Origin of the sequence: Acinetobacter sp. ME22, assembly GCF_022012315.1 — a bacterium.
Classification (GTDB): domain Bacteria; phylum Pseudomonadota; class Gammaproteobacteria; order Pseudomonadales; family Moraxellaceae; genus Acinetobacter; species Acinetobacter brisouii_A.
In genome coordinates this window covers 191707-207145 of sequence record NZ_JAKLTL010000002.1, presented here as the reverse complement: position 1 = coordinate 207145, position 15439 = coordinate 191707, and the positions used below count along the sequence as shown (strand labels likewise).

13 protein-coding genes and 2 pseudogenes are annotated in these 15439 nt (G+C 44.9%); 6 read left to right on the top strand and 9 right to left on the bottom strand.

Annotated elements, in window-relative coordinates; all coding sequences use genetic code 11:
* Window positions 1-6: 6 nt before the first annotated feature.
* The 4 genes from lptC to LVY74_RS03615 all read left to right on the top strand — a co-directional run bounded on the left by lptC (window position 7) and on the right by LVY74_RS03615 (window position 2725).
* Entirely contained in the window at window positions 7-555 is a 549-nt protein-coding gene (lptC, locus tag LVY74_RS03630; RefSeq protein ID WP_237813880.1) for an LPS export ABC transporter periplasmic protein LptC, read from the top strand.
* Window positions 539-1126 (top strand): lipopolysaccharide transport periplasmic protein LptA, encoded by a 588-nt coding sequence (lptA, locus tag LVY74_RS03625; protein WP_237813879.1) that lies wholly within the window; start codon window positions 539-541, stop codon window positions 1124-1126. The genes lptC and lptA overlap by 17 nt, the downstream gene beginning before the upstream one ends.
* Entirely contained in the window at window positions 1123-1872 is a 750-nt protein-coding gene (gene lptB, locus LVY74_RS03620; protein WP_151709209.1) for an LPS export ABC transporter ATP-binding protein, read from the top strand. Before lptA ends, lptB begins: the two co-directional genes overlap by 4 nt.
* A gap of 97 nt (window positions 1873-1969) precedes the next feature.
* Window positions 1970-2725, top strand: a complete 756-nt coding sequence (locus LVY74_RS03615; RefSeq protein ID WP_237814101.1) for an IclR family transcriptional regulator — start codon at window positions 1970-1972, stop codon at window positions 2723-2725.
* A gap of 10 nt (window positions 2726-2735) precedes the next feature.
* Here the strand turns inward: LVY74_RS03615 and LVY74_RS03610 are convergent, their stop codons facing one another.
* From LVY74_RS03610 to LVY74_RS03575, 9 genes and pseudogenes are all read right to left on the bottom strand, one after another.
* Window positions 2736-4232, bottom strand: coding sequence for a CoA-acylating methylmalonate-semialdehyde dehydrogenase (locus LVY74_RS03610; protein ID WP_237813878.1), 1497 nt, complete (start codon window positions 4230-4232; stop codon window positions 2736-2738).
* 56 nt (window positions 4233-4288) lie between these two features.
* Window positions 4289-5449 (bottom strand): iron-containing alcohol dehydrogenase, encoded by a 1161-nt coding sequence (locus LVY74_RS03605; protein WP_237813877.1) that lies wholly within the window; start codon window positions 5447-5449, stop codon window positions 4289-4291.
* 291 nt (window positions 5450-5740) lie between these two features.
* The gene (locus tag LVY74_RS03600) at window positions 5741-6526 is read right to left on the bottom strand and encodes an acetoin reductase (protein ID WP_237813876.1); all 786 of its coding nucleotides are present in this window, start codon (window positions 6524-6526) and stop codon (window positions 5741-5743) included.
* Window positions 6527-6664: 138 nt separating this feature from the next.
* The gene (locus LVY74_RS03595; protein ID WP_237813875.1) at window positions 6665-7723 is read right to left on the bottom strand and encodes a 2,3-butanediol dehydrogenase; all 1059 of its coding nucleotides are present in this window, start codon (window positions 7721-7723) and stop codon (window positions 6665-6667) included.
* Window positions 7724-7756: 33 nt separating this feature from the next.
* Complete coding sequence (gene lpdA, locus LVY74_RS03590) at window positions 7757-9160, bottom strand: dihydrolipoyl dehydrogenase (RefSeq protein WP_237813874.1); 1404 nt, start codon at window positions 9158-9160, stop codon at window positions 7757-7759.
* Between the two features lie 10 nt (window positions 9161-9170).
* Window positions 9171-9854, bottom strand: a pseudogene (locus LVY74_RS17845) (2-oxo acid dehydrogenase subunit E2); the annotation flags it as partial.
* A gap of 60 nt (window positions 9855-9914) precedes the next feature.
* Window positions 9915-10727 (bottom strand): annotated as a pseudogene (locus LVY74_RS17840) (E3 binding domain-containing protein); the annotation flags it as partial.
* 1 nt (window position 10728) lies between these two features.
* Window positions 10729-11748 (bottom strand): alpha-ketoacid dehydrogenase subunit beta, encoded by a 1020-nt coding sequence (locus LVY74_RS03580; RefSeq protein WP_237813872.1) that lies wholly within the window; start codon window positions 11746-11748, stop codon window positions 10729-10731.
* Window positions 11749-11762: 14 nt separating this feature from the next.
* Entirely contained in the window at window positions 11763-12725 is a 963-nt protein-coding gene (locus LVY74_RS03575; protein ID WP_237813871.1) for a thiamine pyrophosphate-dependent dehydrogenase E1 component subunit alpha, read from the bottom strand.
* Window positions 12726-13083: 358 nt separating this feature from the next.
* On the opposite strand from LVY74_RS03575, the gene lipA reads away from it, so the two are divergent.
* Window positions 13084-14046 (top strand): lipoyl synthase, encoded by a 963-nt coding sequence (gene lipA / locus LVY74_RS03570; RefSeq protein ID WP_237813870.1) that lies wholly within the window; start codon window positions 13084-13086, stop codon window positions 14044-14046.
* 278 nt (window positions 14047-14324) lie between these two features.
* Window positions 14325-15413 carry a transcriptional regulator gene (locus tag LVY74_RS03565; protein ID WP_237813869.1) on the top strand — a complete coding sequence of 363 codons (1089 nt, stop codon included), beginning with the start codon at window positions 14325-14327 and terminating at the stop codon, window positions 15411-15413.
* Window positions 15414-15439 lie beyond the last annotated feature (26 nt).

The following is a 15439-nucleotide window of genomic DNA, read 5'->3' as shown; positions in this document are numbered from 1 at the left end:
ACGCTTATGGATACTAAAACTTTATATATCGTAGCGATTGTAATAGGAACCATAAGCGGTGGTTACTATTACTATAGCGGTAAAAGCAAAAAGCTCGATGTCAATGCTGCACGTAATATGACCTATGCGGCCAAAGACGTTAAAATCACCCAAACCGATCAACAAGGGTATGTTTCTGCACGCGCCTCAGTTGATGAGATGCTACAAAATAAACAAAATAATACATCTCAGTTATATAACTTCAATGCGACTACTTATAGTCATGGTAAGGTTGATGCCACTTACGCGGCATCACGTGCCGATGGTTATGACGATAATCAAAAGATTATATTGTCTGGCAATGTGGTTGCCCACAAAAATACCACTCAAGGCGTTATGACTCTAAAGACTGATCAATTGACTGGCTATCCGAAAACTCGACAGTTAGAAACGACTCATGAAGTCACTGTTGACTCTTCTCAAAGCCAGTTTATAAGTCATGGCTTAAAAGCAGACTTAAACTCAGGACAATATGAGTTTTTCAATATTCGAGGAAACTATGCTCCTAAATCCTAAACATTCATCTATTAAAGCGGTCTTCAATGTTGTCATTTTAGGAGCCCTGTCTAGTACGGCAATGTCAGCATTTGCATTACCAACAGACCGTAATCAACCGATTTCATTGGTTGCAGACCGTGCAACTTATAATGATAAAACGGGTTATACCACCTATACGGGCAATGTGGTGATTGAACAAGGCTCCATGAAACTTCAAGCCGATTCAGTAACAGCACAACTCAATAAAAGTCGTCAAATTAGCACCATTACAGCCAATGGTCATCCTGCACGTTTTCAACAGAAAATGGATGTCAACAAAGGTTTAGCACATGGTGAAGGTCAAAAAATTGTTTACAATGCTGACACAGGAATTATTACGCTCAGTGGCAATGCCTATGTCAATCAAGATGGTGCTAGTCTGCGCGGCGCAATCTTACGTTACAGCATGAACAAAGGCGATATTGAAGCCATAGGAAGCTCATCTGGTGGCGCTGCAACCTCTACAGGTGCAAGCCAAAATAAAGGTCGTGTACAGATTGTGATTCCACCCAATGCATCACAATCAATGCCAGGAGCAAAAAGTAAATGAGTGATGCCCTCATCAATCAACCACAAAAGCTTCGCATTCGTCATCTTGCCAAAAACTACAGTAAACGCTGGGTAGTCAAAGATGTTTCTTTTGAAATGCACAGTGGTCAAATTGTGGGTTTGCTCGGGCCAAACGGTGCGGGTAAAACCACCAGTTTCTACATGGTGGTTGGCTTGGTTCGTATGGACAAAGGTGAGATTTATCTAGATGACCAAGATTTATCGCACTTTGCCATGCACGAGCGCGCACGTAAAGGTATTGGCTACTTGCCACAGGAAGCTTCGATTTTTAGAAAATTGACCATTGGTGAAAATATCATGGCGATTTTGGAAACGCGTAAAGACCTGAACAAAGCTCAGCGTGAACAACGCCTGAAAGAACTGCTCGATGACTTTAAAATCAGTCATATTAAAGATTCTTTAGGCATGAGCGTGTCTGGTGGTGAACGCCGTCGTGCCGAAATTGCACGTGCTTTGGCAGCAAATCCTAAATTTATGCTGCTCGATGAACCTTTTGCAGGGGTTGACCCGATTTCTGTCGGTGATATTAAAGAAATCATTCAAAACCTGAAAGATCGTGGTATCGGCGTGTTAATTACAGACCACAACGTGCGTGAAACACTGGCAATTTGTGAGAAAGCTTACATTGTCAGTGAAGGTTCTGTGATTGCTGAGGGTACAGCACAAGAAATTCTGGAAAATACCACAGTTCGTGAAGTTTATTTGGGTGAAGATTTCACCGTATAAAATTTCATTTACTGAATATTTTCAAAGCTGTATATTGAAAAATATACAGCTTTTTTATATTCAATTTAAGGATAAGGCAGGACAAGTGGCAGATCAAATCAAGAAAAAGGGATCTTCGATTACACGTGTACTTGAAATTATCGAGGCCATTGCAACTGCACAACATCCTCCTACTCCTCTCGATTTAGCCATCGCCCTCGATATTCCAAAACCAAGCATTCACCGTTTATTACAGACCTTAGAAAAAGAAGGTTTTATTAAACTCGACACTTATGGCGGTTATATTGTCGGGCGAAGAACTCATGCACTGCTCATCAGTTCATGGAATCAGGAACCCAAGAAAATTGAACGGCTTGCCATTTTGCAAAAGCTATCCAATCAGATTGGTGAAACTTGTGGCATTGCCATTTTACAAGACAATGAAATGCTCTACACCGATCGGGTACAAACCAACTGGCCCTTGCAAGTCTATTTACCTGTAGGTTCAAAAGTTCCATTATGGTGTACATCGAGTGGAAAATTGTTTTTAAGTTATTTAGAAAAAGAACGTCGGACGAATGTGCTGAAACATTTGCCAATTGAGCAAATGACGAAAAATACCTTGATTGATAAAGCTGCGTTAGAGCAGAATTTACAAGAAATTTTTGAGCAGCAACTTGGAACAGATAACGAAGAATTTATCGCAGGTATGGTGGCGTGTTCTGTACCGATTTTAAATGCACAACAAGAAATCGTGGCTTGTCTATATACCCATGCACCTACAATTCGTAAGTCATTACAGGATTTGATAGTGTATAAACCTGTGCTACGCGAGGCAGCACAGGAACTCAGTCAATTGATTCAGCAAGGATAACTGTATTCGATTAATTCAACGTTGGCATTGAGAATTGTACGCCTTCACGAACATTGCTCGATGGCCAACGTTGGGTAATGGTTTTACGGCGCGTGTAGAAACGTGCACCGTCTGGCCCGTAGGCATATAAATCACCAAACAATGAACGCTTCCAACCACCAAAACTATGATAAGCCACTGGTACAGGCAGTGGAACGTTCACCCCAACCATCCCCACTTGAATATGATCGGTAAAGTAACGTGCAGCTTCCCCATCACGGGTATAGATACAGGTACCATTGCCATATTCATGATCATTAATCAGTTGCATGGCTTCTTGCATGGTCGCAACACGAATCACTTGTAGCACAGGGCCAAAGATTTCCTGCTTATAGCTGAGCATATCTGGACTAACATGGTCAATCAGGGTTGCACCCACAAAGTAGCCATTTTCATAGCCTTCAGGTGCAGCATGACGACCATCGACCACCACCGTTGCGCCTTGCTGCTCTGCACTGTCAATATGCCCGATCACTTTGGCTTTATGTTCTGCGGTAATGACTGGACCAAAGTCATTGTCTTTATTGGCAAAGTGTCCGTATTTCAAACCTTGCATACGTTCACTGAGTTGCTGTACCAACGCATCGGCTGTTTCATCGCCTACCGCAACTGCAACTGACAACGCCATACAACGCTCACCCGATGAACCAAATGCTGCACCCAACAATGAACTCACGACATTTTCAAGATCTGCATCAGGCATCACAATCGCATGGTTTTTTGCACCGCCAAGTGCCTGACAGCGTTTACCTGTTGAAGTTGCAGTCTGATAAATGTATTCGGCAATTGGGGTTGAACCAACAAAACTCACCGCTTGTACACGGCGATCGTGCAGTAAAGTATCAACTGCAACTTTATCCCCATTCACCACATTAAACACACCATCTGGTAAACCTGCCTGTTTTAACAATTCAGCAAGAAACAGTGTTGAAGATGGATCTTTTTCCGATGGCTTCAAGACAAAGCAGTTACCACAGACGATTGCCATCGGGAACATCCACAGCGGTACCATTACGGGGAAGTTAAATGGGGTAATCCCTGCGACCACACCGAGCGGTTGGAACTCACTCCATGAATCAATTGATGGCCCGACATTTTTGCTAAATTCACCTTTTAAAAATTCTGGTGCACCACAGGCATATTCCACATTCTCAATACCACGTTGTAATTCACCCGCAGCATCATGCACGATTTTGCCGTGTTCAGCCCCGATTAATTCACAGATTTTATCGGCATGTTGTTCGAGTAATTCTTTAAATTTAAACATGACACGCGCACGTTTAATCACAGGGGTATCACGCCATTCAGGAAATGCGGCTTGTGCAGCGGCAATCGCCTGCTCAACAGTTTCTACACTGGAAATCGCAACTTCCTTGCTTTGCTCGCCTGTTGACGGGTTATAAACGGCTTGGGTACGTGCATGGTCGTAACACAGTTTGCCTTGGATAAAGTGACCAATCATGTCCATTGTGGGAGTTCCTCGTTGTGATTCTAAGATCATTGTTGATTTTAAAAATAAGCCATTTACAGCCATAATTTTTGATAAAGCTGTACCATTTCTTCGATGCTAGGTACAACAGGATTATTGTTTGGCGAACCCGATGCTAAAGCTTGTTCTGCCATAGTTTCAACCACAGCATCAAAATCAGCTTTATTGACACCAAACTCTGCCAAAGTCGGTACTTTGAGTTCTAGATTGATCTGCTCTAGTGCAGCAACCAGTTTTTGATTAGCAAGATCGGTCGCATCATTGGGTTCTGCAACACCCATCGCCTTGGCACAGGTGGCATAACGCTCAGGTGCAGCTTTAATCGAATAAGCCGTGATCATCGGTAATAACATCGCATTGGAAAGCCCATGTGGCACATGGAAAAATGCCCCGATTGGTCGGCTCATACCATGCACCAAAGCCACCGAAGCATTGGAAAATGCGATCCCTGCCAAGGTCGCACCGAGCATCATCTGTTCACGTGCGGTAGCATCCTCAGGATGCAAATAGACTTGAATCAGGTTTTGACCAATCAATTTCATGGCTGCGAGTGCTTGTGAGTCACTGTATAGATTGGCTTTTTTACTAACATAAGCTTCAATGGCATGGGTGAGTGCATCAATGCCTGTATCGGCGGTGGTACGCGCAGGTAAACTCAGTGTCAGTTCATAGTCGACAATCGCCGCGACTGGCAAAAAGCCAATTCCTGTACACAACATTTTTTCATGCGTGGCATCATCGGTAATAATCGTGAATTTGGTACATTCCGAACCAGTGCCTGCCGTGGTGGGCATCGCAATAATCGGCAAACCTGTTTCATTCACTTGACGTGGGAATTTATAGTCCCGAATCTCTCCGCCAAATTTCCCTAAAATACCAATCGCTTTGGCACTATCAATCACACTGCCACCACCAATTGCAATGATCGCATTGTAATCTTGAGACTGAACTTTTTCGACACCCGCAGCAATCGAGCTGGCGGTCGGCTCTGGAATGGTATCGGCAAAGTAGTCAGTTGAGATATTGGCTTGAGCCAAAATCGCCTGTAGTTGATCGACATAACCCAAAGACAGCATGACACGGTCAGTAATGATTAAAGGTTTACTTGCCCCTAACGATGCCAAAATATCGGGCAACTGACTTCGAGCATTACGCCCAATTTCTAAAATACGTGGTAAAACAATACGGTGTGACATAGTTTCCCTCTATTGCATCATCATCTTTCAACTCATCACTCTCGTCATTCACGACGAGAAGCGGATTAATTGACATGACAACCAAGCCATCCTGAGCTTTTTAATTATTTAAAACGATACGTATCGTATCATTATTAAATTAATATAAATTAACTTTCACATCCTCGCAAATGATTTTTTTATCAACTTTCGTCAATAGGTCGTTCTTCTATTCTGATATCGTCATATTCTAAGAATAAAAAACCGCTTGATTTAGCGGTTGGAGATAAAACGAAATTGGGCTTTCTCAGGCTAGCGATAAACAATCCCGCCATCAGTCAAAATTGACTGCCCTGTAATATAGTCCGAATCCTCGCTGGCCAAGAATGCCACCAGAGCGGCTACATCATCTGGTGTTTCGGCACGTCCCAAGGCAATGCCCTCAACATATTTTTTGTAGGTTTCACCAATCGCCGCGCCTGTAATTTCAGAAAAACGTTTATCAATTTCCACCCACATGTCTGTGCCAACAATTCCAGGGCAATAGCCATTTACAGTAATACCCTGACTGGCATATTCTTTGGCAGCGGCCTGTGTCAGTGCCCGCACTGCAAATTTGGTCGCTGAATACACACCCAGTAAAGCAAAGCCATCATGCCCTGCAATTGAACAGGCATTGATAATTTTGCCTTTGTGCTTGCGCTGCTGAAATTTCTTGGCGGCGGCTTGTATGCCCCACAACACGCCACCGATATTCACATCAACAATTTTATGAAATTCCGCAGGTGTGACATCGGCAAGTGCCTGAACCTGAGCAATGCCCGCGTTATTGATCATGATATCGAAACCACCCAAACTGCTTTCAGCATGGTCAATCGCCAATGTGACCTGTTCCAACTGGCTAACATCGGCAATAAAAGTACAGGCTTGAACACCCAATGCCTGCACTTCCTGTTGCACTGCTTGTAATTTTTCCTGATGCATGTCGACCAATGCCACATGCACGCCTTCTTGTGCCAGACGTAGTGCAATCCCGCGTCCAATTCCCTGTGCTGCACCTGTGACCAAGGCAACTTTATTGTGTAATCCTCTTGGCATTTTTTGATCCTTTTGATTTGAATGATCAGGAGAATCCTGCTCCTGTAATCAAGATGACTTCCCTCAGTTTAATTCTTGTGGTCTTTTATTCAGCGCAAAGAATCAGGTTTAACCAAGAGAAGTCTATGTTCTCTATATTTATGGATGAACAATAATTTTCACCGCAGATTCATTGTTATGAATCAGGGTTTCAAAACCTTGTGAAATCAGATCATCCAGTTGAATGCGCTGAGTAATAAACGGTTCAAGATTGATCTTGCCTTGCTCAACCAGTTTGATGGTTTCCTGATGATCATTGACGTAGGCAATCGTGCCCCGCACATCCAGTTCTTTCATCACCACGCTATGCACATTGATAGTGGCAGGATGACTCCAGATCGACACGATCACAATCACGCCTGTCGGTTTGGTTGCAGCGACCAAGGTATCTAAAACTTTGTTGACGCTGCTGCATTCAAAGGCAACATCGACACCTCGGTCTTGGGTAATTTTCATGACTTCAGCAACCACATCGACCTGTGAGGGATCGAGAATATAATCAGCCACGCCCGATTCTTTGGCTTTTTCCTTACGCTTACTGCTCAGTTCGGTGACGATCACGGTTAAGCCTTTGGCTTTAAGAATCGCAGACAGCAATAAACCAATCGGCCCTGCTCCACCCACCAAAGCCACATCACCTGCTTTCGCGCCACTGCGCACATAGGCATGATGCCCCACCGAAAGCGGTTCAATCAGCGCTGCCTGATCAAGCGGAATGCGGTTAGAAATCGGATGTACCCAACGGCGTTTCACCGCAATTTTTTCAGCCAAGCCACCACCACGACCGCCCAAGCCAATAAAGTTCATATTTTTGGAGAGATGGTAGTTTTCACCTGGGCCTGTCGGCACATCATCGGCAATGATATATGGCTCAACCACCACATGTTGCCCCACTTGAATATCCGTCACGCCTTCGCCAACGGCATAAACCACGCCTGAAAACTCATGCCCCATCGTGATCGGTGCAGATTCACCCGAAATCGGATGTGGATGCCCACATGGTGGAATAAAAATCGGGCCTTCCATAAATTCATGCAGGTCAGTGCCGCAAATGCCACACCATGCCACCTGAATGCCGACTGTACCCGCGGCGACTTCTGGTTCTGGAATATCCTCAATGCGGATATCCCCTTTGTCATAAAAACGTGCTGCTTTCATTGTTTTGTATCCGTCAAATGATGAGTGAAAAAGTTAAATATGAATCGCGCGTTGCATAGATGCCAAAATCGACTCATGCATCGCTTCCGACAAGGTCGGATGCGGGAAAATGACCTGTGCCAATGTCGCATCGGTGGCTTCGAGATATTTGGCAATCGCAAAACATTGAATATGTTCAGTGACTTCATGCCCGACCATGTGCGCGCCCAGTAATTCACCCGTTTCCGCATGAATAATAGTTTTAACAAAGCCTGCACTATCGCCAAGTGCCAAGGCTTTACCATTGGCAGACAGTGGAAACTTGCCAATATGAATCGGCAGATTTTGGGCTTTCGCTGCCGCTTCATGTAACCCGATACTGGCGACTTGTGGATGAGTAAAAATACACCCTGGAATTTGGCTACGATCTAGTGCATGTACGCCTTGCACCCCTGCAATTTTCTCAACACACAAAATACCTTCATGGCTGGCTTTATGTGCCAAACACGGCGCACCCGCAACATCTCCAATCGCATACAACCCGACAACATTGGTTTTGCAGTAAGCATCAGTCTGGATAAAGCCTTGCGGATTTAACTCCACACCTAAATCTTCCAATCCTAAATTTTTGGTATTTGGCTGCACCCCAATCGCTGAAAGTACCCGATCAAATTCAAGTGTCTCTTCACCTTGAGGTGTCGTCACTACACACTGCACTTGTTCATTCAAAATACTGATGCTTTGAATCGCGGCCTGAGTGAGTATCTGCATGCCTTTTTGCTGAAACTGCTTTTGCACATATTGGGCAACTTCAGCATCTTCAGTCGGTAAAATTTGCTTGGCAATATCAATCAGTGTGACCTGACAACCCAAGTCCTGATACAAACTAGCAAACTCGCTGCCGATTGCGCCCGAACCGACCACAAGTAAACGCTTTGGCAATTGTTCAGGAACTAAGGCCTCTTTATAACTCCAAACATATTTGCCATCGACAGGGAGCTGCGGCAAATGCCGAGCTTGTGCGCCTGTCGCCAAAATAATGTGCGGTGCAGTTAAGATTTGCTGTTTTCCGTTAGCATCGGTCAGTTGCAGGGTTTCTTTGCTGATCAGTTTAGCTTTGGCATCGAACACCGTGATCTGATTTTTTTTCAGTAAATGGGCAATCCCCTGTACCAGTTGTGCTGACACCTGACGGCTATGCTTGACCAGTTGTTGCAGATCAAACTCGATCTGCGACAACTGAAAACCAAACTGTCCCGCATGTTTGAGTTGGGTCGCCAGTTCTGCCCCTGCAAGTAAAGCTTTGGTTGGAATACAACCCCAGTTCAGGCAAATCCCGCCCAAATGCTGTGCTTCAACAATCGCCGTGTTCAGCCCGAGCTGGGCTGCACGAATGGCAGCCACATATCCCCCTGGCCCTGCACCCACCACCACCACATCAAATTGTGTTTCTGACATGCGGTTTCTCCTAGACCAAAATCAGGGCGGGATTTTCAACAAACTGCTTGAAGCTTGCCAAAAATTTTGCCCCAACTGCACCATCAATCACGCGGTGATCACAAGATAAAGTTGCCGTCACCATTTCCCGAACCACGATTTCACCTTGCTCAACCACAGCACGCGCTTCAGATGCACCGAGTGCCATAATCGCGCCTTGTGGCGGATTGATAATCGCATCAAACTGTTTAATGCCAAGCATGCCCAAATTGGAAATACTGAAGCTACCGCCCTGAAACTCATCAGGCTGTAATTTTCCAGTTTTGGCACGAGTGGCTAAATCACGCATTTCAGTTGAAATTTCAGATAGTGTTTTTTGATTGGCAGCTTTGACAATCGGGGTAATTAAACCATTGGGAATCGCCACCGCCACCGAAATATCAGCCTGAGCAAATTGCAAAATCGACTGAGTCGCTTCATCGAATTGCACATTGACCTCAGGCACTTTCAGCAATGCTGCCGCAGCCGCTTTAATTAACATATCGTTAATCGATAATTTCACCTGCGGAACGCTATCATTGATTTGCTTACGCAGGTTTTGCATAGCCTCAACATTCAAATCCACTGTTAAACGGAAATGTGGTGCATTGCGTTTTGCCGCTTGCAGGCGTGAAGCAATCGCTTTACGCATGGCATTTAAGGCAATCGAAGTGACCTGATTTTTCGGTGTCGCTTCTGAACTGCTTGCAGCAGATTCGGCACACACAGTACTCGAATTGCCCCGATGATATAGTGCTTCGACATCTTCCTTACACACGCGTCCACGCGAACCTGACACACGGCAATCATGCAGGTTAATGCCCCACTGTTTCGCCAAACGGCGCGCCACGGGTGTTGCCAAAACCTGACTGTCATCGGCAGTAGACTTCGCAACTTTACTAGAGGATTGAGCTTGAACTTTTACATCTGCCCATTGTCCTCCTGCAGCACGTACCGCAGTCTGGATGTCTTGTACGCTGATGCGTCCTTCACGCCCTGAACCTGAAACTTTTGCCAAATTCACATTGTGTTTTTCAGCCAGTTTAAGCGCATGTGGCGTGGCAAAAATCGCGGTATCTTGCTGATAACCTTGTAATGCTGCTGGCACAACATAACCCGTTTGTGTTGTCGCAGGTGCTTTGGCAACTGGCACAGTCGTACTTGCCACAGCTACAGACGGTGCTGCGACTTCAGCTTGCGGTGCGGTTGCTGCCACTGCCGTTTCCGCCTGAACCGTAGGTGCAGCATTGGCTGTTGCACCACCTAAAGATTGCACAAACTGTTCAATTTCAGCATCGGAAACACTGCTTTCTGCACAGACCGCAATCAAGCCACCCACAGGTAAAGTATCGCCATCTTTGGCAATAATTTTACGTAGCGTGCTGCCAAAGGGCGCTTCAAGGACATTGACGATTTTGGTGGTTTCAATCTCGCAGATTTCCTGCCCTTTGCTAAAACTGTCGCCTTCCTGAATCAACCATTGGGCAATCGTGCCTTCTTCCATGGACAATCCCCATTTCGGGATCTCCAGCGTTTTGATTTCGCTCATCCTAAGCCTCCAAGGTTTTACGTACAGCCTGCTCGATGCGTTCTACGCTCGGAATCCATTCCTTTTCCAGTACAGGTGAAAATGGCACAGGCGTATGTGGAGGCGTGACGAGTTCAATCGGCGCTTTCAGATAGTGGAAGCCTTTTTGCGCAATCAGCGCAGCAACATCGTGCCCAAAGCCGCAACGCGCTGCTGACTCATCCACAATCACCACACGCCCTGTCGATGCGACCGATTCCAAAATGCTGTCTTCATCCAGTGGTGAAATGGTACGCGGATCAACCACTTCCACTGAAATGCCTTCTTTGGCCAGTTTGTCAGCCACTTCATTGGCACGGTGCACCATCAGGCTTAAAGCAATAATGGTGACGTCTGTTCCTTCGCGGGTGTAATTTGCGACACCAAACGGAATGGTATAGGCTTCGTCTGGCACTTCGCCTTTAATGTCGTACAGCATTTTGTGTTCGCAGAACACCACAGGGTCATCGTCACGGATGGCTTGAGTGAGTAAACCTTTCACATCGTAAGGGCTAGATGGCACAACCACCTTCAAACCTGGCACGGCTGCAAACACGTTATACGGTGACTGCGAGTGCTGCGCTGCTGCCGAGAAGCCCGCACCGATCATGCCACGCACTACCATTGGGGCTTTAGCTTTACCACCAAACATATAGCGGAATTTCGCAGCTTGGTTATACAGCATGTCATGACAGACACCGTAAAAGTCCATAAACATCAAGTCCGCTACAGGGCGCAAACCTGTTGCGGCTGCACCTGCCGCCATCCCGATAATCGCAGATTCGGTAATCGGCGTGTCAATCACGCGCTCTGAACCAAACTCTGTCCACAAACCTTTGGTGACACCGAGTACCCCACCAAAACCTTCAATTTTATTTTCTTCAGTGTTTTTACCACCATGTCCTCCACGGACATCTTCCCCAACCACAAATACGGTTGGGTCACGGCGCATTTCCAGTTCAATGGCTTCTTTGATCGCGTTACGAAAACTTTTATTTGGCATGATTCACTATTCCCTTAGTAAGACACATAAACGTCGGTCAAAAGTTGCTCGGCTTTTGGATATTCCGCCGCACGTGCTTTGGCAACCGCATCATCGACATTGGCTTTCGATGCCGCATCAATCGCATCGAGTTTGGCAACATCGACTTTGCCTTTGACTTTTTTACGGAAAATTTTCAGTGGGTCTTTATGTTCTTTGACATAGTCCACTTCTTCTTTAGAGCGAATCAATCCCGGATCGCCCTCAAAGTGCCCATAAAAACGGTTGGTCACGGTTTCAATCACACTTGGCCCTTCACCACGGCGTGCACGCTCAATGGCTTTTTTCGCTGCTTCATACACCGCAAAGAAATCGGTACCATCGACCTTGACCGCAGGTAAACCAAATCCTGCTGCACGCCCTGCAATGTCTTTACTGCCCACTGCGTAGTCATGCCCTGTACCTTCACCAAAACCATTGTTTTCAAATACAAAGATCACTGGAAGATTCAACACCACCGCCATATTCATGGCTTCAAAGGTCAAGCCTTGGTTAGAGCCGCCATCGCCTGTAAAAGACAACCCAATCCCACCCGTTTTCAGGGTTTTCGCGGTCAATGCCGCACCAATCGCCAAAGGAGGACCACCGCCCACAATCCCGTTTGCGCCGAGCATGCCCTTGTCCAAATCGGCAATATGCATCGAACCGCCTTTACCACGGCAAAGACCGTCATCTTTCCCAAAAATTTCCAGCATCATGGCGTGAATATCACAGCCTTTGGCAATACAATGCCCATGCCCACGGTGAGTTGAGGTAATGTAGTCTTTATCGGTTAAATTTTCGCAGATACCCACTGCAACCGCTTCTTCACCACTATATAAGTGAATGAACCCCGGAATATCACCATTGGTATTTTCTTCGTGAAGTCGGTCTTCAAATTCACGAATATCCCGCATACGTTTATATGCGGCAAGTAATTGCTCTTCAGTAAGCTGCATATCCATATCCCTTATATTTTAAATATCGTCTTTAAAATAAAATTAATCTGACAGTTCGATTTAAACCATCTGTATTTATATAAAATCAAATTTTAAATATTGGATATTAGACTAAAAAAGTTTTTGATTTATTTTTAGATAAAAATGAAATAAAACAAGTAATTAAACCCACAAAATAAAATGTTATTTTTTATTAATAATCAATAAATTATAAAAACAAACCTTCAACCAACCTTTGCCTGATAATCTATAATGCTGCTATTTTAATTTAACGGCATTAATGATTTTAAAATAGAGGTTATTTATACATTATTCCGAGTAAATCAATCAATTTAAATCACATAAGGATATGTTTTAAATGTCACAAAGTATAAAACCACAACAAGGTGAAAAATTACGGGGTGCAGATAAACTGGCACGTATTCCCGTTAAAATTATTCCCAGTGAACATTTACCGAAAAAACCGCAGTGGATACGCAGTAAAATCAGCGATCCTGAAGAAATTAAGCGCATTCAACGTTTATTAAGACAACAAAAGCTGCATACCGTGTGTGAAGAAGCCGCTTGCCCCAATCTGCCACAATGCTTTGGAAGTGGCACAGCGACCTTTATGATCATGGGTGATATTTGCACGCGGCGCTGCCCATTTTGCGATGTGGCACATGGTCGCCCGTTGGCACTCGATGCCGATGAACCCATGCATCTTGCCGAAACGGTGGCACGTTTAAAGCTCAATTATGTGGTGATTACTTCCGTAGATCGGGATGATCTGGTCGATGGTGGCGCACAGCATTTTGTGGATTGCATTCAAGCAATTCGAGCGCAAAGTCCAGAGACGCGGATTGAAATTTTAGTGCCTGATTTTCGTGGACGTATGCCCTTGGCACTGGAGATTTTAAGTCACTGCCCGCCCGATGTATTTAATCACAATATTGAAACCGTACCACGCTTGTATAAAGCCATGCGTCCGGGTTCTGACTATCAGCACTCACTCCAGTTGTTGCAACAGTTTAAGCAGCGTTGCCCTGATATTTTGACCAAATGCGGCTTGATGGTGGGCTTGGGTGAGATTGAAGCCGAAGTGTTGGCTTTACTCAATGATCTGAAAGACCATGAGGTCGATCTGGTCACAATTGGACAATACTTACAGCCAAGCCCTGCGCATGCTCCTATTCAACGTTTTGTCGATCCTGCCGAATTTCAGCATTATCAAACGCATGGTCAGCATTTGCAGTTTTTTAATTTATGGAGTGCGCCTATGGTGCGTTCCAGTTACTTTGCCGACAAGCAATATAAAGGAGAAAATCTACCTGTTTTTTAATAACCATAGAAAAAACAAGTGTTTCATTTTACAGTTCACAAAGTACCGAAATTTTTTAACATTTTTCGAGCAAACTACAGCAACAATCTGCTATAAATTGGTGTGGGAGATGAGGCGACACAAGATTTTAAAATAGCCAAGAGATCGGGACAAACTGCTGTTTTAGATCATAAAAAATCGTTTCTTTGCTGTGAATTTGAATGCACTAAACTGCGATGGGACAGACAAAATGCTCAACGGATATGAGCCTAATGTCCCATCCCTTGAAGGATAACAACATGGATATGCAACACAGCCGTTTTTCTGGCACATCTGCTGATTCACTTCTTTCTTTAACTGCCGCACCACTGCTTTGTTTAGAGCAAAACTGGCAGTCTTCCTTATTTGGGCGCAGTATTCAACACGGACAACGCGAGCTTGCCAGCATTGCTGATGAAGCAGGCATGGCAATTGGGGTCACTGACAGTTGTGGCACATTGCTCTGGACATGGAGCAGTAGCGCGATGCGTTCTTCTGCCGAACAGGTGCATTTTGTTGAAGGTGGACAATGGTCAACCCAATCGGTGGGAACCAATGCGATTGGTCTGGCACTCAATACCCATCAAACCAGTTGTGTCTATTCTCATGAAAATAGCATGAACAGTGTGCGTGACTGGGTCTGTTACGCCACCCCAATTATTGACCAAAAAACCAAGCAATATTATGGCATTATGAATTTATCTGCCAAATATAAACGCCATAGTACTTTGGGTAAATTGGCAGTCGAACGCTGTGCAGAATTACTCAGTCAAATTTTTCATGTACAACAGCAAGACTGCCTGTCCATGAATCTGTTTGGCACACCCCAAATCAGTTTCAATCAAACGATTCTTACCGTAACCCAACGCCAAACCGAAATCTTATGCATTTTGGCACTCTGCCCCGCAGGGATTCAGCTTGATGAACTGCACTATGCGCTTTATGGCGATCGGGATGTCAGTTTAACGACCTTAAAAGCCGAAATTTCGCAGCTCCGCCATTTGCTTAAAGGTGGAATTCAGTCACGTTGTTATCGTCTGAATTGTGAGTTGCAATGTGACTTTCTCATGGCAGAAAAAGCCCTGAATGCAGGCTATATGCAAACCGTGTTTAATTTATATAAAGGTGAATTTTTACCGAAAACCGATAGCCCATTTTTACGGGCATGGCGCGATGCTTTTGATGCACGTTTGAGCCACTATATTTATCACTGTCAGGATGCAAACTTACTGCTCAATCTAGTGAATCGTGCGCCTGAACGTCTGGATGCCATTGAACGGTTACTGGAAATTTTGCCTGAAGACAGCCCGTATTTAGATAAAGTACAAGCCTTACTCAGTCATAGCTAAACCATTTCAAATAAATGACAACCTGC

Bases quoted from the DNA above. Each gene is read 5' to 3' on its own strand.
- LVY74_RS03595 (WP_237813875.1), bottom strand. From the start codon at position 7,723: ATGAAAGCAGCACGTTTTTATGACAAAGGGGATATCCGCATTGAGGAT.
- lptB (WP_151709209.1), top strand. From the start codon at position 1,123: ATGAGTGATGCCCTCATCAATCAACCACAAAAGCTTCGCATTCGTCAT.
- lptC (WP_237813880.1), top strand. From the start codon at position 7: ATGGATACTAAAACTTTATATATCGTAGCGATTGTAATAGGAACCATA.
- LVY74_RS03565 (WP_237813869.1), top strand. From the start codon at position 14,325: ATGGATATGCAACACAGCCGTTTTTCTGGCACATCTGCTGATTCACTT.
- lipA (WP_237813870.1), top strand. From the start codon at position 13,084: ATGTCACAAAGTATAAAACCACAACAAGGTGAAAAATTACGGGGTGCA.
- LVY74_RS03600 (WP_237813876.1), bottom strand. From the start codon at position 6,526: ATGCCAAGAGGATTACACAATAAAGTTGCCTTGGTCACAGGTGCAGCA.
- LVY74_RS03605 (WP_237813877.1), bottom strand. From the start codon at position 5,449: ATGTCACACCGTATTGTTTTACCACGTATTTTAGAAATTGGGCGTAAT.
- lpdA (WP_237813874.1), bottom strand. From the start codon at position 9,160: ATGTCAGAAACACAATTTGATGTGGTGGTGGTGGGTGCAGGGCCAGGG.
- lptA (WP_237813879.1), top strand. From the start codon at position 539: ATGCTCCTAAATCCTAAACATTCATCTATTAAAGCGGTCTTCAATGTT.
- LVY74_RS03610 (WP_237813878.1), bottom strand. From the start codon at position 4,232: ATGGACATGATTGGTCACTTTATCCAAGGCAAACTGTGTTACGACCAT.
- LVY74_RS03580 (WP_237813872.1), bottom strand. From the start codon at position 11,748: ATGCCAAATAAAAGTTTTCGTAACGCGATCAAAGAAGCCATTGAACTG.
- LVY74_RS03575 (WP_237813871.1), bottom strand. From the start codon at position 12,725: ATGCAGCTTACTGAAGAGCAATTACTTGCCGCATATAAACGTATGCGG.